Origin of the sequence: Mesorhizobium sp. M0184 (assembly GCF_040322215.1) — a bacterium.
GTDB lineage: Bacteria > Pseudomonadota > Alphaproteobacteria > Rhizobiales > Rhizobiaceae > Mesorhizobium.
The window spans coordinates 47,680-63,804 of the sequence record NZ_JAMYSZ010000027.1 but is presented as its reverse complement, the minus strand read 5'-3'; the positions used below and the strand labels follow the sequence as shown (position 1 = coordinate 63,804).

Annotated in this window: 20 protein-coding genes; 11 read left to right on the top strand and 9 right to left on the bottom strand. The window is 63.3% G+C overall.

The window, feature by feature from the left end; translation table 11 throughout:
• Positions 1-27: 27 nt before the first annotated feature.
• Together NKJ23_RS26385 and NKJ23_RS26380 are read right to left on the bottom strand one after the other, a co-directional pair.
• Positions 28-1,101, bottom strand: coding sequence for an alpha/beta hydrolase (locus NKJ23_RS26385; protein ID WP_023674783.1), 1,074 nt, complete (start codon positions 1,099-1,101; stop codon positions 28-30).
• A 104-nt stretch (positions 1,102-1,205) separates the two neighbouring features.
• Positions 1,206-2,600, bottom strand: coding sequence for a hypothetical protein (locus tag NKJ23_RS26380; protein ID WP_352683386.1), 1,395 nt, complete (start codon positions 2,598-2,600; stop codon positions 1,206-1,208).
• 128 nt (positions 2,601-2,728) lie between these two features.
• Here NKJ23_RS26380 and ilvA point away from each other — a divergent pair, with 128 nt between their 5' ends.
• The gene (gene ilvA, locus NKJ23_RS26375) at positions 2,729-3,985 is read left to right on the top strand and encodes a threonine ammonia-lyase IlvA (RefSeq protein WP_352683384.1); all 1,257 of its coding nucleotides are present in this window, start codon (positions 2,729-2,731) and stop codon (positions 3,983-3,985) included.
• Complete coding sequence (locus tag NKJ23_RS26370; RefSeq protein WP_352683382.1) at positions 3,982-4,554, top strand: DUF1697 domain-containing protein; 573 nt, start codon at positions 3,982-3,984, stop codon at positions 4,552-4,554. Before ilvA ends, NKJ23_RS26370 begins: the two co-directional genes overlap by 4 nt.
• An 8-nt stretch (positions 4,555-4,562) precedes the next feature.
• Here NKJ23_RS26370 and NKJ23_RS26365 read toward each other — a convergent pair whose 3' ends face one another.
• Both NKJ23_RS26365 and gloA read right to left on the bottom strand, forming a co-directional pair.
• The gene (locus NKJ23_RS26365) at positions 4,563-4,856 is read right to left on the bottom strand and encodes a DUF2218 domain-containing protein (protein ID WP_352472739.1); all 294 of its coding nucleotides are present in this window, start codon (positions 4,854-4,856) and stop codon (positions 4,563-4,565) included.
• A 78-nt stretch (positions 4,857-4,934) separates the two neighbouring features.
• A complete protein-coding gene (gene gloA, locus NKJ23_RS26360; RefSeq protein WP_023674793.1) occupies positions 4,935-5,375 on the bottom strand; it encodes a lactoylglutathione lyase in 441 nt (146 codons plus the stop codon).
• Positions 5,376-5,590: 215 nt separating this feature from the next.
• Here gloA and NKJ23_RS26355 point away from each other — a divergent pair, with 215 nt between their 5' ends.
• The 4 genes from NKJ23_RS26355 (at position 5,591) to NKJ23_RS26340 (ending at position 8,066) form a co-directional block, all read left to right on the top strand.
• Positions 5,591-6,187, top strand: coding sequence for a cold-shock protein (locus tag NKJ23_RS26355; protein ID WP_502902570.1), 597 nt, complete (start codon positions 5,591-5,593; stop codon positions 6,185-6,187).
• A 19-nt stretch (positions 6,188-6,206) separates the two neighbouring features.
• Complete coding sequence (locus NKJ23_RS26350) at positions 6,207-6,770, top strand: DUF192 domain-containing protein (RefSeq protein ID WP_352683377.1); 564 nt, start codon at positions 6,207-6,209, stop codon at positions 6,768-6,770.
• A gap of 20 nt (positions 6,771-6,790) precedes the next feature.
• The gene (locus tag NKJ23_RS26345; RefSeq protein ID WP_352683375.1) at positions 6,791-7,558 is read left to right on the top strand and encodes an alpha/beta fold hydrolase; all 768 of its coding nucleotides are present in this window, start codon (positions 6,791-6,793) and stop codon (positions 7,556-7,558) included.
• A 136-nt stretch (positions 7,559-7,694) separates the two neighbouring features.
• Positions 7,695-8,066 (top strand): hypothetical protein, encoded by a 372-nt coding sequence (locus tag NKJ23_RS26340; protein WP_352683373.1) that lies wholly within the window; start codon positions 7,695-7,697, stop codon positions 8,064-8,066.
• A 42-nt stretch (positions 8,067-8,108) separates the two neighbouring features.
• On the opposite strand, the gene NKJ23_RS26335 is transcribed toward NKJ23_RS26340, so the two are convergent.
• Entirely contained in the window at positions 8,109-8,723 is a 615-nt protein-coding gene (locus NKJ23_RS26335) for an HD domain-containing protein (protein ID WP_352683371.1), read from the bottom strand.
• Positions 8,724-8,882: 159 nt separating this feature from the next.
• Here NKJ23_RS26335 and cysE point away from each other — a divergent pair, with 159 nt between their 5' ends.
• Positions 8,883-9,731 (top strand): serine O-acetyltransferase, encoded by an 849-nt coding sequence (gene cysE, locus NKJ23_RS26330; protein WP_023717455.1) that lies wholly within the window; start codon positions 8,883-8,885, stop codon positions 9,729-9,731.
• A 211-nt stretch (positions 9,732-9,942) separates the two neighbouring features.
• Positions 9,943-10,146 carry a DUF3126 family protein gene (locus tag NKJ23_RS26325; RefSeq protein ID WP_023674799.1) on the top strand — a complete coding sequence of 68 codons (204 nt, stop codon included), beginning with the start codon at positions 9,943-9,945 and terminating at the stop codon, positions 10,144-10,146.
• A 263-nt stretch (positions 10,147-10,409) separates the two neighbouring features.
• Here the strand turns inward: NKJ23_RS26325 and NKJ23_RS26320 are convergent, their stop codons facing one another.
• Complete coding sequence (locus NKJ23_RS26320) at positions 10,410-11,141, bottom strand: hypothetical protein (protein ID WP_352683369.1); 732 nt, start codon at positions 11,139-11,141, stop codon at positions 10,410-10,412.
• A gap of 119 nt (positions 11,142-11,260) precedes the next feature.
• Here NKJ23_RS26320 and NKJ23_RS26315 point away from each other — a divergent pair, with 119 nt between their 5' ends.
• Positions 11,261-11,605, top strand: coding sequence for a DUF6949 family protein (locus tag NKJ23_RS26315; protein WP_352683367.1), 345 nt, complete (start codon positions 11,261-11,263; stop codon positions 11,603-11,605).
• Positions 11,606-11,623: 18 nt separating this feature from the next.
• The gene (locus NKJ23_RS26310) at positions 11,624-12,151 is read left to right on the top strand and encodes a gamma carbonic anhydrase family protein (protein WP_352683365.1); all 528 of its coding nucleotides are present in this window, start codon (positions 11,624-11,626) and stop codon (positions 12,149-12,151) included.
• Between the two features lie 57 nt (positions 12,152-12,208).
• On the opposite strand, the gene NKJ23_RS26305 is transcribed toward NKJ23_RS26310, so the two are convergent.
• The gene (locus tag NKJ23_RS26305; protein WP_352683362.1) at positions 12,209-12,955 is read right to left on the bottom strand and encodes an SDR family oxidoreductase; all 747 of its coding nucleotides are present in this window, start codon (positions 12,953-12,955) and stop codon (positions 12,209-12,211) included.
• 30 nt (positions 12,956-12,985) lie between these two features.
• The gene (locus NKJ23_RS26300) at positions 12,986-14,173 is read right to left on the bottom strand and encodes an MFS transporter (protein ID WP_352683360.1); all 1,188 of its coding nucleotides are present in this window, start codon (positions 14,171-14,173) and stop codon (positions 12,986-12,988) included.
• 96 nt (positions 14,174-14,269) lie between these two features.
• Between NKJ23_RS26300 and NKJ23_RS26295 the strand changes: the two genes are divergently transcribed.
• The gene (locus NKJ23_RS26295) at positions 14,270-15,166 is read left to right on the top strand and encodes a LysR family transcriptional regulator (protein WP_023674806.1); all 897 of its coding nucleotides are present in this window, start codon (positions 14,270-14,272) and stop codon (positions 15,164-15,166) included.
• Positions 15,167-15,467: 301 nt separating this feature from the next.
• Here NKJ23_RS26295 and NKJ23_RS26290 read toward each other — a convergent pair whose 3' ends face one another.
• The gene (locus NKJ23_RS26290; protein WP_198023528.1) at positions 15,468-16,067 is read right to left on the bottom strand and encodes a transglutaminase-like cysteine peptidase; all 600 of its coding nucleotides are present in this window, start codon (positions 16,065-16,067) and stop codon (positions 15,468-15,470) included.
• Positions 16,068-16,125 lie beyond the last annotated feature (58 nt).

The following is a 16,125-nucleotide window of genomic DNA, read 5'->3' as shown; positions in this document are numbered from 1 at the left end:
GTCAACAATCACTGCCGCGCAATGCAGCTATTGTCCGACCGAGGCGATGCGGTCGGTCACCTCGCGGTCGCTGGCAAACCCGTCATCCTCGCGCAGCTTCTGGCCGATCAACTGCACCAATTCCGGATTGTCGGCGAATTTGGTGTGGTTGAAGCGGTCGGCTCCCTTGACGCTGGAGAGATCGACGACCGACACGCCATAGCTGGCGAGGTCGGCGGCGTCCTTGTAGTCGCCAACGCGCGGCCGCGCGCCGGCTATCAGGCCGGAGAGCCGCAGCGCCCGGTCGTCGTCGGAGAGCAGCAGGATGAACGGCTTGTTCGGCTTGCCGTAGCGGCGCATCTGGCTCTTGAACACGTCGACGTCGATGTCGGGCGAGGCCAGCACGACGTCGCCGAGCTTGCCGCCGAGGTCGCGGTCGCCGGTAATGGCGAGCTGGCGCAGCGCCTCCATGGTAACCCAGGTCCCCAGCGAATGGGCGACGATGTCGATGCGCCGCGCGCCGGTCTGCGCCAGCATTCTCAGCGTCACTTCGAGCTGGTCGCGGGCAACGCTGGCGCTTTCCTTGTCGTAGACATAGTCGGTGGTCTTGGCGCCCGACGCCCAGGAAAACAGCACCGGCGTGCCCGGATAGCCGGAATCATGGGTGATCTGGGTGACGCGGTAGACGGCGTCGTCGAAGCCGGTGTTGTAGCCGTGGACGAAGACCATGACACGGCCGCCGCGCGCCGCGATGTCGGCGCTGAGCGCGCTGGAGAATTTCGGCTGGGTGTCGTAGCCGACGACCTCGGAAGCCATGAAGTATTTGGCCGGATCGTCCGACTTGCCGCGCGAGCGCCGCTCGATCTGGCCTGTCTTGTGGATGCCGGGGACGGTGACGTTGACGCGGGCATAGTTCAGCGTCGCCGAGCGCTCGCCGTCGAAGACCTTGTCGGGATCGTCGGAGCGCTTGCGCGTGGTTGCGATGAAGATCGAGTGGTTGCCGGCGATTTCCGTCACCGGCACCGCCATCATGGCGCTGCCGAGCAGTTCCTCGGTTTGGCGGCCGCCGCAGCCGGCGAGCAGCGCGGCAATGAGAATGATGCAAATCGTCTTCAAGGGCACTTAAGCAATTCCACTCCGGCCTGACCAAAGGCCCATCCACCTCCGCCGCACCTCCCGGACAGGCGAAGTGCGGCGGAAGTAAGTCGCAGGCGCCCGAAATGCGCTCAGCGCCCCGCGACTGCCATCGCACTGTTGCGCGAAAGCCAGAACGGCGGCAGGAAGGCCGGAATGTTGGAAAACGGCAGCACTTCCGGCTTCAGCCTTATGCCGAGCACGTCGGTCATGAAGGCGCGGCGCGCCTCGATGCGGCGCCAGGCTTCGGGATCGCGCGCCGCGATCTCTTCGCGCAGCGCCTCGTCGGCCAGCGCGATGCCGTCCTCGATGTTTGTGGTGAAATAATCGGTGCCGGTCGCCGGGATGATGTCGACCTGCAAGGCCATGCCCGACTTCAATCTGATGTCGGAGCCGGAAAATACCGGCGAATGCATCCATTCGTCGATATGGATGAGATGGCCGGGGTTGAGCGCTACGCCGAAGAACCGATCGCCGATGCGGTCGTGCACCGCTTGCCACAACGCGCCGCCGGGAACGCCGATGCCGACCGTCTCGTACCAGTCGACGACGGCGCAGAAATAGGGCGCGACCAGCTTCTCGACATAGTCCTGGATGCCCCTCGGAAGCTCGGCCGCGTCCTCGACCAGAAAACCGGCGCGGGCATTGAGCGAGCCCTGGATGCCATAGGCCATGGTGATCGGGTCGCCGCGCTTGATGATGTCGAGGCGCGGGCTCGGCAGGCCATAGGCCGCACGCTTGCCGGCCGACAGCATCGGGTGACAGCATTGCGGCAGGCCGTTGATGCCCATCAGCCGCGCCGCCTGCAATTCGGTCATGCCGGGTTCGATGCCTTGCAGGACATTGCGCAGGCCTTGCGAGGAATAGGTCGCGGCGAATTCGAACGCGGCCAGTTGGTCGGCCTCATTGATGGCGCGCAGGCCGTCGGCGGGCTTCATCAAAAGGTTCGCCGCGTTGACGACCGTGCCACTATCGCCGGCAAGGGTACGCAGCGTGTCGGCGATGAATGACGGCAGGTCGAGCGTCGTTTCGCCAAAGCCCGCATCGCCGGGGCCGAACGGCTTCCAGCCGATGGCGCCGATGCGCTGGCCGGCTTTCAGGCCGCAATCGACGAGGATGTCGGCCAGCGCTTGCGAGCGGTCGCGCGGCTGCGCCGGCAGCGAAAACGTCTGGTAGAGCACGCGCTCGTACGGCCCGTCGCAGATCTCGGCATAGCCCCAGCCCTCATTGCCGACCAGCAGTTTCGGCGGCTTGCCGGGAACGATGACCAGCAGCGTCTCCTCGAAGCGCGGATCGTAGCCGCAGAGGTAGGCGACATTGGCCGCATGTTCGCGGTCGCCATAGACGACGAAGGCATCGAACCCGCCAAGTGCGACCAGTGCCGCGATGCGGGCCTCATAGGTGGCGCGCGTAACCAGCGGCATCACCGTCGGCTCGCCGAATTCCGGCAGCGACACGGTTTTCCGGGCAACCGATGCGACAGGCATGAGCAAACGCCCCCAAATGCTTACGTTGATTCCGGAAATGCCCCTTCGGGGCGGCCGGACAATGGCTTCACGAGGCCAGATATGCAATAGCGGGACCGAACTCGCCTAGCCTGTGGGGTGCTCCAGCCATGACCAGTTTCTCCTCTCGCGTCGCCGCTGCCGCTGCGGCGATCCGCGAGATTTTTCCGGAGACGCCGCTGCAGGAAAACGACTATCTGTCGAAGAAGACCGGCGCGCGGGTGCTGCTGAAGCGCGAGGACCTGACGCCGGTGCGCTCCTACAAGATCCGCGGCGCCTTCAACTTCTTCCGCAAGACGCTCGCCGCCGGCAACGCTGCCGAGCTGTTCGTCTGCGCTTCGGCCGGCAATCATGCGCAGGGCTTTGCCTTCGTCTGCCGCCATTTCGGCAAGAAGGGCGTCGTCTTCATGCCGGTGACGACGCCGCAGCAGAAGATCGACAAGACGCGGCTGTTCGGCGGCGAATTCGTCGAGATCAGGCTGGTCGGCGATTTCTTCGACGACTGCTATCGCGCGGCACTTGAATTCACCGAAACTGCCGGCGCCCACATGGTGCCGCCGTTCGACCATAAGGACATCATCGAAGGGCAGGCGACCGTCGCCTATGAGATATCAGGCCAGATGCCCGGCGCGCGCATGGCTGATATCGTCATGCTGCCGGTCGGCGGCGGCGGCCTGGCCGCCGGTGTCACCCATTATTTCGCTGACCAGCACCGCGAAACGCGCTTCGTCTTTTGCGAGCCGGCCGGCGCCCCGAGTTTGAGCGATAGCCTTGCCGCCGGAAAGCGGATCAAGCTCGCCAAGGTCGACAATTTCGTCGACGGCGCAGCAGTGGCCGAGATCGGCCGCGAGCCGTTGCGCCACCTGAAGGAGTTTGCCGCCGACACCGTGCGGCTGATCCCGGAAAACCGGCTCTGCGCAACCATGATCGAAATGCTCAATGTCGAAGGCGTCGTGCTCGAGCCGGCCGGCGCGCTGGCGATCGATGCGCTCAAGGATTTTTCCAGGAAGGAAATCAGGGGCAAGACCATCGTCGCCGTGGTGTCGGGCGGCAATTTCGATTTCGAGCGGCTGCCGGATGTGAAGGAACGGGCGCTGCGCTTCGAGGGCTTGAAGAAATACTTCATCATCCGCTTTCCGCAACGGCCCGGCGCGCTGCGCGATTTCCTCGAATTGCTGGGTCCCGACGACGACATCGCCCGCTTCGAATATCTGAAGAAATCGGCGCGCAATTTCGGTTCGGTGCTGATCGGCATCGAAACCAAGGACCGCCGCAATTTCGACCTGCTCAAGGCGAATTTCGACGCCGAGAGCGTCCATTACCAGGACATCACGGACAACGAGACGCTCGCCGGGTTCATCATATGAGCAGCAACGATCTTCCGAACGCTCCGGCGAAGGTTTTTATCGCGCTGTTTTCCGGCATCAATGTCGGCGGCAACCGCATCGTCAAGATGGCGGAACTCAGGTCATTTTTGGAGCAGCTCGGCTTCTCCGATGTCGCCACCTATGTGCAGAGCGGCAACGCCGTGTTCCGGTCGCCAGATGGCGATGCGGCGACGCTGACCAAGCGGTTGGAAGCGGAATTCGAGAAGAAATGGGGGTTCCATTCGCGCATCATGGTGCGCGATCACGGCTGGCTCGAGCGGCTGGCGGCGGACAATCCCTACCCGGAAGTGGCCGGCGAGCCGACCAAGCTGCATGCCTATGCGCTGGAGCGCCGGCCGACCGCCGAAGAGGTCGCCAGGCTGGCGGAAAAATGCACCGGGCCAGAACGCTTCGAGATCAAGGGCGACGTGCTCTACCTGCATGCGCCTGACGGGCTCGGCAAATCGGTGTTTGCCAATCTAATTCCGCGCGTTCTGAAGGTGCCGGGCACGGCGCGCAATTGGCGCACCGTGCTGATGCTGCTGGACATGGCCAAGGCCGGCGGTTGACAGGTCGTCTACGCGGTCGGAGCGCGTTTCCAGTCGAATGCCAGCTCTTCACGGAAGGCGAAGCGCTTGATGTGCTCGGCGACGACCGTTTCCAGGCGCTCGAGCGACCCGGCTTCATCGGTCGTCACCGCAATGTGCAGCGCAGCCGGGTCGGCATCGAGAACCGTGCGGCCGAGCGTCAGATCGATGGTGCCGTGGTTCGGGTCGAATTCGACGGGAAACTTGTGCGCCCAATGTTTGCACAGCTGCTGCAGATAGCGGCTGGCATGTTCGGTGGCGACGTCGACATGGCTGGCCGGCATGAATGAATTCTCCTTGGGAATGCGGACGCGAAAACCGAACCAGGGCCCGCCTGCGTCCGTTCAAGATGGCGTGATCGGTTACCAGCTGCCGGTGTTCGGCATCGACGCCCACGGCTCGGCCTTCGGCTTGGCCGGACCTTTCTGCAACAGCTCGATCGAGATGCCGTCCGGCGATTTGACGAACGCCATGTTGCCGTCGCGCGGCGGCCGGTTGATGGTAACGCCATTGTCCATCAGCCGCTGACAGGTGGCGTAGATGTCGTCGACCTCATAGGCGAGATGGCCGAAATTGCGGCCGCCCTTGTAGTCTTCCGGGTCCCAATTGTAGGTCAGCTCGACCAGCGGCGCTTTCTCGCTGATGCCGCTTTGCTCGTCTTCGGGGGCGGCGAGGAAGATCAGCGTGTAGCGGCCTTGCTCGTTTTCGTGGCGGCGCACTTCCTTGAGGCCAAGCTTGTTGCAGTAGAAATCGAGCGAAGCATCGATGTCGGCGACGCGGACCATGGTGTGCAGATAGCGCATGATTTCCTCTTTATGTTGCGTTGCGGCGCAACATAGGGGCGGCCCGGCCAAAGGGCAATTGGCCACGCTTGCCGGCGCCGGCAAACGACAAATCCGCTATTCCTGTACGGAACCGTGAAAAAAGGCACGTCAGGTCTTGCACACACCGGAAGCCGCGGTGTTAATCTGGCGTCAAGAATCAGTTGCGGTGTTTGTTGAAAAAAGGGGGCGTTCTTATGGGGGAAAAGGCCTCTTTCATGGGGCGGGACGGGGCCGGTAACGATGCGTTGAAGCGGGATGAGAGCGCCGATACGGCCGATCTCGTCGAAATCGCCGGCGCCATCAAATGGTTCGACGTGGCCAAGGGCTACGGTTTCATCCTTCCCGATGATGGTTCTTCGGGCGATATCCTCCTCCATGTGACATGCCTTCGAAAGGACGGTTTTCAGTCCGCCCTGGAAGGCGCCCGTGTCGTCTGCCTGGTCAAGCAGGGCGAGCGCGGGCTGCAGGCCTTGCGCGTGCTCTCGATGGATGTCACCACCGCGGTGCATCCGGCGGAGATGCAGGAGCAGCGCACCCATGTCGCGGTGACGCCGGAAAGCGGCCTCGAACGGGCGCTGGTCAAATGGTTCAACCGCACCAAAGGGTTCGGCTTTCTGACCCGGGGCGAGGGCACCGAGGACATTTTCGTCCACATGGAGACGCTGCGCCGCTACGGCATCACCGAACTCCGGCCGGGCCAGGTGGTGCTGGTCCGCTTCGGACGCGGCGACAAAGGCCTTATGGCTGCCGAAATTCACCCCGATATGGGTACCTTGCCGGTCTCGCATTAGTTCCGGCCGAGGATTTCATATGGCTCACAGGAACCGGCTGACGGCGGGCGCGCTCTGCGCCGGGATTTTCCTCATCGTCGCCGCAAGTGCGTTCTTCTATTTTCAGCAACCGAGTTCCGCCGACGGCAAGGCGATGATCCTTCCCGTCGACCCGGCGCCGCTGGTCGCGGTGACGAAGGCCGGCGAGCGTTCTTTTTCCGTCGAAATCGCCGACACGCCCGCCGAGCGCGAGGCCGGCCTGATGTTCCGCCGCCACATGGCCGACAATCACGGCATGCTGTTCGTGTTCGGTGCGCCGCAGGATGTGAGCTTCTGGATGAAGAACACGCCGATGCCGCTCGACTTGGTCTTCGTCGGCCAGGACGGCCGGATCCGGGCGATCAGGCAAGGCGAGCCGCAGTCGGAGGCGATCATCTCGCCGGACGAGCCGGTGCGCTTCGTACTCGAGCTCAAGGCAGGCACCGCCGCCAAAAAGGGCCTTGAGGACGGCGACCTGCTGCGCCATCCGGCCATCGGCACGGCGCCGGGGCCGGCCATGCCGCCGCCCGACAAGGGCGATGCGCCGAGTGTCGATTCCGACTGAACGGGCAGGATCTTCGGCCGATGCAGTTCTTCTCCCATGACGGTTTCGACCTTGCTTTCCTTGACCGCCAGCCGGCATCGGGGCAGGGCGATCCGGTGCTGATGATCCACGGCTTTGCCTCGAGCCATTACGTCAACTGGGTGTCGCCCGGCTGGTTCAAGACGCTGAACGACGCCGGCTATCGTGCCATCGCCTTCGACAATCGCGGCCATGGGTCGTCGTCGAAGAGCTATGACGAAGCCGACTACACGCCGGCAAAAATGGCGTCGGACGCGGCAGCGCTTTTGAACCATCTCGGCATCGAACGCGCTCATGTCATGGGTTATTCGATGGGCGCGCGCATATCGGCCTTCCTGGCGCTCTCCGATCCGGAGAAGGTGGCGACGCTGGTCTTCGGCGGTCTCGGCATCGGCATGGTCGACGGCGTCGGCGACTGGGATCCAATAGCCGACGCCCTTCTGGCCGACGATCCCGCAGGCACCAGCGATCCGCGCGGCCGCTCGTTCCGCGCCTTCGCCGATCAGACCCGCAGCGATCGCCGGGCGCTCGCCGCCTGCATCGCCACCTCCCGCGAATTGCTGAGCGAGGCCGACCTTGCCCGCATTGCCCAGCCGACGCTGATCGCCGTCGGCACCAAGGACGACATCGGCGGCTCGCCGGATGAGCTCGCCGCCCTGATGCCCAACGCCAGGGCGTTTCACATCGAAGGGCGCGACCACATGCTGGCGGTCGGCGACAAGACGTTCAAGCAGCGTGTGCTGGAGTTTTATGCCGAGCATCCGCTCTGATGGATGGCTCCCCAAAAAGCGGCCATCCGGCCTGAAGCTGGGCTTCTTAGCGGTTTTGCAACGATACGGGAGTAACTAAGCGTGACGCGTGGATCGGTTCAAACCCGCCACACGCTGAACGAGGGCAGGGGGTACGATGGCACAATGGGGAAGAAGCGACGCCGCTTTGCCGGGCGTTGTTGCGGAAAGCACGTTCGGCAAACGATCCGTTATTCTAGCGCTGGCCGCATTGGCGGCAGGGGCGATTGCGATCACCGCATTGATAGCAATGCCGAGCGACGCGTCCCCACTGCTCCAGAACAGTGCGACAGGCTTCTTCGCCGCCGTATTTTTTCTGGCCGGGCCATTGGCACATCTTACCGGCGTGGTTTTCGGGTTGATGGCGCTCGGTCGTTCGAACGACAGTCGTGTGCTCGGTCTGGCTGGCATCGTAGTCAACGGCGCGTCGCTTGCGGCCGGGGTGTTCATGCTGTGGGGAATGGCATCGACCATCGGCGCGTTTACCTGATTTCGGGCAACTCTCCGGCAGGCAAGCGAGCGACGCGTCGGGCTACGATCCGCCCGGGCTGTGCCCAAGCGCCTTGAGCGAGCGCGCCATGTTTTGCCGGGCCTGGGTTTCGAAGCGCCGGCGGAATTCCTCGCTGTGGAAGATATACGGGCGGGCGAGGAAGCCATTCAGGACTGCGGCACGTCCGGCCCGCCACATCGGCTCATCGACCCACTGATATTCGCGGCGGACCGCCTGTTCATAAGCGTCGAACGCCTCGGGCGCAGCACCCAGGATCGCCAGGTCCATGTCGAGGAACAGCGCCGCGTCGCGAGCCGAATGCTGGTCGCCAAGGGGCGGCAATTCGTGGCCGGCGGTGGCAGTGATCATCGCCGCGATGTGGCCGAGGCGTTGTGCATCGGCGCGACCGGCGAGCTTTTCCTCGGCAAGTGCGGCACTCCTCGCCTCATTGTCCTTGGCGCGGCTGTCGTAGATCGCGTCGTGAAACCAGATCGCTGCCTCGACTGCTTCAGGATCATGCAACAACGCCTTGTAATCATTGGCCAGCGCCAGCATCGCCTCGATGTGGCCAAGGTCGTGGTAGTGGCGATCTTCGGCCTCATAGAGCGCGGAAAGCTCGCGCTTCAGGGTCTCGTCCATCAAGGTTGCGTTTTCCATGGCTGCTTGAAATTCCGCCAACCAAATCCATTTCACGAAGCACTAAGGAAAATTGAGTTCACCCGTGCTATGATCTGGCTTATAGGTGCGGCCGGAGAATAGGCAAGCCGCCAACCGAGACATTGGATGGCCGAGACATTGGATGGCCGGAGACATCAGATGAACAGCGTTACGATTTCCCGTCCCACCAGGGTGCAGCCGGTAGATCCGATCTGGCGTTCGATCCGCGACGAAGCGATGGAAGCGGTCAACCGCGATCCGCTGCTGGCGGCGTTCCTCTATTCGACCATCCTCAATCAGGAAAACCTGGAAGAAGCGGTCATTCACCGGCTGGCCGAGCGCCTCGCCCATCAGGACATCGGCTCCGACCTCATCCGCCAGACGTTCAAGGCGATGGCGGCCGACGACAAGGACTGGTCGACGACGGTGCGCGTCGATATCCAGGCCTATTACGACCGTGATCCGGCATGCGACCGCTTCATCATGCCGGTGCTCTACTTCAAGGGTTTTCACGCCATTCAAACGCACCGGCTGGCGCATTGGCTGTGGAACCAGGGCCGCCAGGACTTCGCGCTGTATTTGCAGAGCCGGTCGTCCTCGGTGTTCCAGACCGACATCAATCCGGCTGCCCGCATCGGCAAGGGCATCTTCCTCGACCACGCCACCGGCCTCGTCGTCGGCCAGACGGCGGTGATCGAGGACGACGTGTCGATCCTGCACGGCGTGACGCTGGGCGGCACCGGCAAGGCCGGCGGCGACCGCCATCCCAAGATCCGCTACGGCGTGCTGATCGGCGCCGGCGCCAAGATCCTCGGCAACATCGAGATCGGCCATTGCTCGAAGATCGCGGCCGGCTCGGTAGTGCTGTCGCCGGTACCGCACAACAAGACGGTTGCCGGCGTGCCGGCCCGCGTCGTCGGCGAGACCGGCTGCGACCAGCCTTCGCGGCAGATGGACCAGCTGTTGCCATCGCAGACGATGGACCACGTCGTCAGCTTCGACATCTGAGTGCTCGGGCAGGGGCTGAATTCCTGCCCCCCATGCCGGCTTGCCTTTACATGGCCATTGTCGACGTGCCAGAAGCGCGCTCACCAATGCATGTCGCCCAAACTGCCCAGCGGTTTTTGGGATAGCGACATGCATGAAGCAAGATTTAAAGCGCGTCGCATCGTCTCTTCAGACGCGACGCACTTTAGCAAGCGACGATCGGAGAAGACTGTTGAAGCCGGACGAAATCAGAAAGCTGGACGCCTATTTCAAGCGCACCTTCCAGAACCCTAAACTCGAAGTGAAGGCGCGGCCGCGCAAGGAAGATTCGGCCGAGGTCTATGTCGGCGATGAGTTCCTTGGCATCGTCTTCAAGGACGAGGACGACGGCGATTATAATTTCTCGATGGCGATCCTCGACATCGATCTGGCCTGAGTTGGGAGTTTAGCTGACCGCTACGCCTCAAGCGCTGCGGCGGTACGGAACCTTGCAGGACGCCGGCGGGACAGCGCCCTCCTCTGGCCTGCCGGCCATCTCCCCCACCTGGGGGGAGATTGGCAGCCTCGGCGCTGCACTCTTCCTGCAACATTGGAGATTGGCGAAAGCCAAGATGACGGCCGATCTCCCCCCTCGTGGGGAGATGTCCGGCAGGACAGAGAGGGCGCGAAGGATCGCTACGGAACGGCTCGTTTCGTTGCTTACCGCCCGGTCTTCAGCACACGCGCTGCTTCGGCAGAAATCGCCGCGTCGAGCCCCTGCCAGTCGCCCAGGAATTCCCGGGGGAAGCGGTAGGTAAGGCTGAGATTGTCGCCGACCAGGATGTCGCGCTCGCAGGGCGCCAGCGATTCGTCCGCGCTCGGGCCGCTCAGGCAGCGTGCGACGAACGGATCCTTGCCGGGGCGGTCGGCGACCGCCAGCACTTCGTTCAGATAGCCTGATTTTTCGCTGAAGGCGTAAAGCGTGGTGCCGCCAGGGCCGGGCGTACCCGGCTTGGCGATCAGCGCGCTGTAGATCGGCGCGAAGCGGCCGCTCATGTCGCGCGACATCATCTGCGGCTCGAACGACAGGAAGACGATGTCCTTGCTGGGTCCGGTGTGGTTGAAGTCGTTGCGGGCAGCCTCGCTGTAGCCGTCCATCTCGGGATAGCGCAGATAGAGGTCGAGTCGCGAGGCGATGCCGTCGCGCCGGGCCTGGGCAAAGCGGATGACATTGGCCGGCACGGCGATGACGTTGTTGCCGATGACGACCTTGTGGACCGTGGTGTCGTCGGTGTACCCGGCCATGGCAATCGAGCGGCCGAACCATTTGCCGCCAAGGCTGATCGCCACCGAAAGCAGCGCCAGCGTCGCGAACGCATAAAACACTCGCTTCATCAGCGTCGAATCGACGACGCTGAGTTGCGGGCCCTCTGTGGCGGCTGCCTGCTTCATCGCGACCCTCGTTTACCGTCCATCGGGTGCGCCTGAGCGGCACATCTCGGCCCGGCACGGCTCTTGCTTCGCAGCTTTTGCAGGCGACTTTGCGATTTCATGGTAAACGGAGGGTAAAGATGGGCCCGGTCGAACAAATCATATTCAGTTTTATGGCTGGGCTGACGGCTTGCGGCCTGGCCGGATCGGCGATGGAACTGATCGCCGGCCGTAGGCTTGCCTTCGTCCAGCCGTATGTATCGTCGAAGCACATGCTGCGCTCGCTCGCCGCGACGGCTTGCGCCGGGCCGCTGATGTTCGCCAACGAGGCGCTGGACGCCTGGCGCGAGCGTCGCATCTCGGTGCCGGGGCTGGTCTCCTGCGGCTGTACGGCGACCATCTGGGCGCTGGCGCTGGGCATGGTGGTGATCGCCATTGCGTCCTGGGCGGCTTCGCTTCTAGGGTCTGGCAGCTTGTCGGTGTGAGACAATCTGGAGACAGCAATGCCGATCTACGCGATTGACGGAAAAGCGCCCGCCTTCGAGGACGCCGACAGCAACTGGATCGCGCCCGATGCCACGCTGATCGGCAATATCAGGATCGGCCGCAATGCCGGCTTCTGGTTCGGCGTCGTCGTCCGCGGCGACGACGAGCCGATCGTCATCGGCGCCGACACAAACGTGCAGGAGCACACAATCATGCACACCGACGCCGGCTTTCCGCTGACCGTCGGCCAAGGCTGCACGATCGGCCATCGCGCCTTGTTGCATGGCTGCACCATCGGTGACAACAGCCTGATCGGCATGGGCGCCATCGTGCTGAACGGCGCGAAGATCGGCAACAACTCGCAGGTCGGCGCCGGCGCGCTGGTCACCGAAGGCAAGGAATTCCCCGACAATTCGCTGATCGTCGGCTCACCCGCGCGCGTCGTCAGGATGCTCGACGAGGCCGCAATCGCCAGGCTGCGCGCCTCGGCCGCGCATTATGTGGCCAACGGCAGGCGGTTTAGGGCCGGGCTGAGGAAGGCATAGCCGACCCGGAAATGGCGGAGCCGGGCCTTAAGATATCGAAGCATAACCCCTTCCAAGTCAAACCGGCTGGGCGGTCGGCCGGAACAAGATCTCGTTGATATCGACGTCGTCGGGCTCGTTGATCGCGAAGGCGACCGTTCGGGCAAACGTATCTGGCCCCACGGCGATGTTGCTCACGAAGTCCCTGGTCCCCTGCTGGATATCCTTCTCGCTGATATGCTCGAGCAACTCTGTGCTGACAGCGCCCGGCGAGATCACCGTGGTGCGGATATTGTAGGGTTTCACCTCTTTCCGCAGACCCTCGGATAGCGCACGCACCGCGAACTTGGTGGCGCAATAGACCGCCGCACCCGGGTCGACCACATGGCCGTATACGGATGAGACATTGATAATGTGCCCCGATCGCTGCTCCTTCATGTACGGAAGCGCGGCCGCGATGCCGTAAAGGACGCCCTTGATGTTGACGTCGATCATCCGGTCCCATTCGTCGACCTTGAGCCGTTCGAGCGGGGCCAACGGCATGAGGCCCGCATTGTTGAGCATCACGTCGATGCGGCCGAATTCCCGGACCGCCGTGTTCACCAGGTTCTGGACCTGGCCGGCGTCGGTGACGTCCGTAGTAACGGCCTTGGCTTTGTGCCCAGCGGCGGTCAGTTCCTGGACAAGGGCGTCGATGCGGCGTGACCGCCGTGCACCCAGGACCACGGAAGCGCCTCGTGCGGCAAGATGGCGTGCCGTCGCTTCACCGAGGCCACTGCTGGCACCGGTGATGACGACGACCTTGTTCTCGATTCCTTCGGACATGAGATTCTCCTAGACAAGAATTGAAAGAGTTCAGGTGCGGGGGCCGGCCGAGGCGGCGAGCAAGGCCGAGCCCGTGAGCAGGACGGCGGCGAGAAGGAAGGCGCTCCACCAGCCGGCCACGTCGAACAGCAGGCCTCCTGCAATAGCGCCGCCTGCGATCGCGAACTGGATCAGGGCGACCTGGAGTCCGCCCCCGGCCTCCAGGTCTTCAGGGATGAGCGTGCTCATCCAGGTGTTCCACGCCACCGGGATCGGGGTAGCGAACAGTCCCCAAAGAACCAGCAGGCCGGCCGTGGCGCGTGCAAACGGTCCAAAGGCAATCAGCAGTAGAGCGAAGACCGCGAGTGCACTCGGCAGCCCGATCAGCACGGCTGTGAGGTGCCGCCGGAGTATGAAGCCGACAATCGACAGTCCCGCCACGCCACCGAGGCCGACGCCCAATAGAGCCAGTGAGAGGGTGTTGACCTCAAGGCCCGTCACGTTTTCCAGAAACGGCCGCAGATAGATCGAGAGCGCGTTCTGCCCGATGAAAGCGAGCCCGGTCGCGCCCATGCCGATGGCGAATCTGCGATTCCGCAGCAGGCCGAACATGCTCGACACCGAGGCGATCTCTATCGGCGGCATCTTCGGGAGAACGGCCAACTGCCACACGAGCGCCGCAAGGCCGATGGGGACAGTGACGAAAAAGGTTCCCCGCCATCCGATCAGCGATCCGAGGAAGCTGCCGACGGGCGCGGCGATCACCAATGCGAAGGCAGTGCCACCCTGGAGCAAGGCAATGGCCTTGGGCAGGTCGGGTCCCGCGGCCAGGCGGGCCAGAATGGCCGTCGACAGTGACCAGAAACCGCCGATCGCGATGCCCACCAGCGCCCGCCCGGCCAGGAAGACCAGGAAGTTGGGAGCAAGCGCCACCGCCAGGCTCGATGCGGCCAGCACTGCCGTATAGACCAGAACCACCGTCCGTCGATCGACGTTTCGCAACAGCGAGTTGCCGAAGAGGCTGGTAACCACGGCGAAGAATCCGGATACCGCGATTGCCTGGCCTGCCTGACCCTCGGAGACGGCCAGATCCTGAGCGATCGGGGTGAGCAGGCTCACCGGGAGGAACTCCAGTCCGACCAGGAGGAAGGTCAGCAGCGACAGGCAGACCACCGCAGACCATGGGGTCGTCCCGCTGTCAGCAGCAGTGGCCTCGTCCAGCACGAAATCGATGGTCATAAGGCAGTCTCCTGTCCGTTCCCGAACTAAGTAGTCGGGCTGGCCAAATGCGACTAGCGGGTATAATTTTGATGTGGTTGTGAATGAGGCTCATCAATGCCACGCGACGAGTTCGCCGAAATGCGCGCGTTCCTGGAGATCACCCGGACGCGGAGCTTCACCCGAGCAGCCGCCAAGCTCGGGGTCACTCCTTCGGCCCTTAGCCACACCATCAAGTCGCTGGAGTCGCGGCTTGGCGTCCGTCTTCTGTCTCGCACCACGCGCGACGTGGCCCCGACGGCGGCCGGTCAACGCCTCAAGGAAGGCATCGAACCGCATTTCGAAGGCATCGCGGCTGAGGTCAGCGCTCTCGGCGTCCTTCGCGACAGGCCGTCCGGCAACATTCGCCTAGTGTGCACCGACGATTCGGTCGACATTGTCTTCCGCGCCCGGCTGCCAAAGTTCCTGAGCGACTTCCCCGATATCAATGTCGAGTTGGTGGTCGACAACGCCTTCACCAACATCGTCGAGCGCCAGTTCGATGCCGGCGTGCGTCTGGGCGAGTCCATTGCCCGGGATATGGTAGCCGTGCGCATCGGAGCCGACGTGACCTACACTGTGGTCGGCTCACCCCATTACTTCGCCCACCGGACACCGCCGGAGACGCCGCAGGAGCTGACCGACCATAACTGCATCAACTACCGGCTGCCGACGTCAGGATCGGTCTATGCCTGGGAATTGCGGGAAGGAGCGCGCGAGTTCAGTGCTCGGGTCGAGGGGCAACTGACGCTTAACAACATGGGGCCGGCGATCCAAGCCGCGCTTGACGGAGTGGGCTTGGCCTATCTGCCGCGCGAACTCGTCCTTCCACACATTGAGAGTGGCCTTCTCCAGGAAGTCCTGACCAAATGGTGCCCGACGTTCCAGGGTTACCACCTGTACTATCCAAGCCGGCGCCATCCCTCTCCGGCGTTTTCCGCCTTTGTCGACGCGTTCCGTATCAGGGGCAAGTAACAGCGTTTCGACGGCAAACGGCAGCTCGTATCCCACAAACGATCGTGAGACAGCTTGGATGACGAAGCGCAGTTGGAGGCAAAGCCGAGATAACTTTATCGAGATGTGTTCCGCCAGAAATGGTGGAGCCGGCCCGGGGACGGGGCCGGCTCCTTAAACCCGGTCGTTGGGGACGGGGAGGGTGGGGACTCGACCGGGTTTCTCCTAAAGCGCGAAGTCATGCGACGCACTTAACCTCTGTTTTATGCATGTCGTTATCCCAAAACCGCTACGCACTTTTGGGCGACATGCCTTGGCGTCCTCAGCGGACGCTGGCGACCGCGTCGGAGCGGCCGTCGTTGATCGTCACCCAGGCGCCGGAATTCCGCTCGGACTGGCGCTTCAGGTAGGTGTAGCCGGTATTGGTCCAGGACAGCACCTTGGGCTGGAGATTGTCGAGGATGAACTCGCCAAGGCTGGTGCGCACGGTCAGCACCGCATGGCCGTCGCCATTGCGCTGGCGCACCACCGTCATCAGCAGATCGCCGGCCGGCACGCCAATGCTCATCAGCTCGCGGCGCTTTTCCAGCGCATAGTCCTCGCAGTCGCCGAAGCCGCTATTGGGAAAGGACCAGACTTCCTCCTTGCCCCACATTTCCATGTCGGTGCGCGGCGCGACCCTGCTGTTGACCGAATTGTTGACTTTGACGATCGTTGCCCACAGCTTGCGGGTCAGCTCGACGGGTGCCCGGCCAGGCGTCCTCTGATTGCATTCCTGCGGAAGCTGCTGGCATAATTCGTAGTGTCCGACCGGCTGCGTGGTGCGGCCGCCGGTGTGCATGAAGGCCGGCTCCGCCGCGTTTACAGTCCCCCAACCGAAAAGCTGCATCGCTATTGCCGCCAGCAACAGCTTGCCCCTCATCCTGTTCATTATTCAGTCTCCCCGTTTGAGGAGACAATGACACGGCTGGATTTATTTG

Bases quoted from the DNA above. Each gene is read 5' to 3' on its own strand.
- NKJ23_RS26295 (WP_023674806.1), top strand. From the start codon at position 14,270: ATGCCACGCGACGAGTTCGCCGAAATGCGCGCGTTCCTGGAGATCACC.
- NKJ23_RS26310 (WP_352683365.1), top strand. From the start codon at position 11,624: ATGCCGATCTACGCGATTGACGGAAAAGCGCCCGCCTTCGAGGACGCC.
- cysE (WP_023717455.1), top strand. From the start codon at position 8,883: ATGAACAGCGTTACGATTTCCCGTCCCACCAGGGTGCAGCCGGTAGAT.
- NKJ23_RS26370 (WP_352683382.1), top strand. From the start codon at position 3,982: ATGAGCAGCAACGATCTTCCGAACGCTCCGGCGAAGGTTTTTATCGCG.
- NKJ23_RS26290 (WP_198023528.1), bottom strand. From the start codon at position 16,067: ATGAGGGGCAAGCTGTTGCTGGCGGCAATAGCGATGCAGCTTTTCGGT.
- NKJ23_RS26320 (WP_352683369.1), bottom strand. From the start codon at position 11,141: ATGAAGCAGGCAGCCGCCACAGAGGGCCCGCAACTCAGCGTCGTCGAT.
- NKJ23_RS26365 (WP_352472739.1), bottom strand. From the start codon at position 4,856: ATGCCGGCCAGCCATGTCGACGTCGCCACCGAACATGCCAGCCGCTAT.
- NKJ23_RS26300 (WP_352683360.1), bottom strand. From the start codon at position 14,173: ATGACCATCGATTTCGTGCTGGACGAGGCCACTGCTGCTGACAGCGGG.
- NKJ23_RS26335 (WP_352683371.1), bottom strand. From the start codon at position 8,723: ATGGAAAACGCAACCTTGATGGACGAGACCCTGAAGCGCGAGCTTTCC.
- NKJ23_RS26315 (WP_352683367.1), top strand. From the start codon at position 11,261: ATGGGCCCGGTCGAACAAATCATATTCAGTTTTATGGCTGGGCTGACG.
- NKJ23_RS26345 (WP_352683375.1), top strand. From the start codon at position 6,791: ATGCAGTTCTTCTCCCATGACGGTTTCGACCTTGCTTTCCTTGACCGC.
- ilvA (WP_352683384.1), top strand. From the start codon at position 2,729: ATGACCAGTTTCTCCTCTCGCGTCGCCGCTGCCGCTGCGGCGATCCGC.
- gloA (WP_023674793.1), bottom strand. From the start codon at position 5,375: ATGCGCTATCTGCACACCATGGTCCGCGTCGCCGACATCGATGCTTCG.
- NKJ23_RS26340 (WP_352683373.1), top strand. From the start codon at position 7,695: ATGGCACAATGGGGAAGAAGCGACGCCGCTTTGCCGGGCGTTGTTGCG.
- NKJ23_RS26350 (WP_352683377.1), top strand. From the start codon at position 6,207: ATGGCTCACAGGAACCGGCTGACGGCGGGCGCGCTCTGCGCCGGGATT.
- NKJ23_RS26305 (WP_352683362.1), bottom strand. From the start codon at position 12,955: ATGTCCGAAGGAATCGAGAACAAGGTCGTCGTCATCACCGGTGCCAGC.
- NKJ23_RS26380 (WP_352683386.1), bottom strand. From the start codon at position 2,600: ATGCCTGTCGCATCGGTTGCCCGGAAAACCGTGTCGCTGCCGGAATTC.
- NKJ23_RS26355 (WP_502902570.1), top strand. From the start codon at position 5,591: ATGGGGGAAAAGGCCTCTTTCATGGGGCGGGACGGGGCCGGTAACGAT.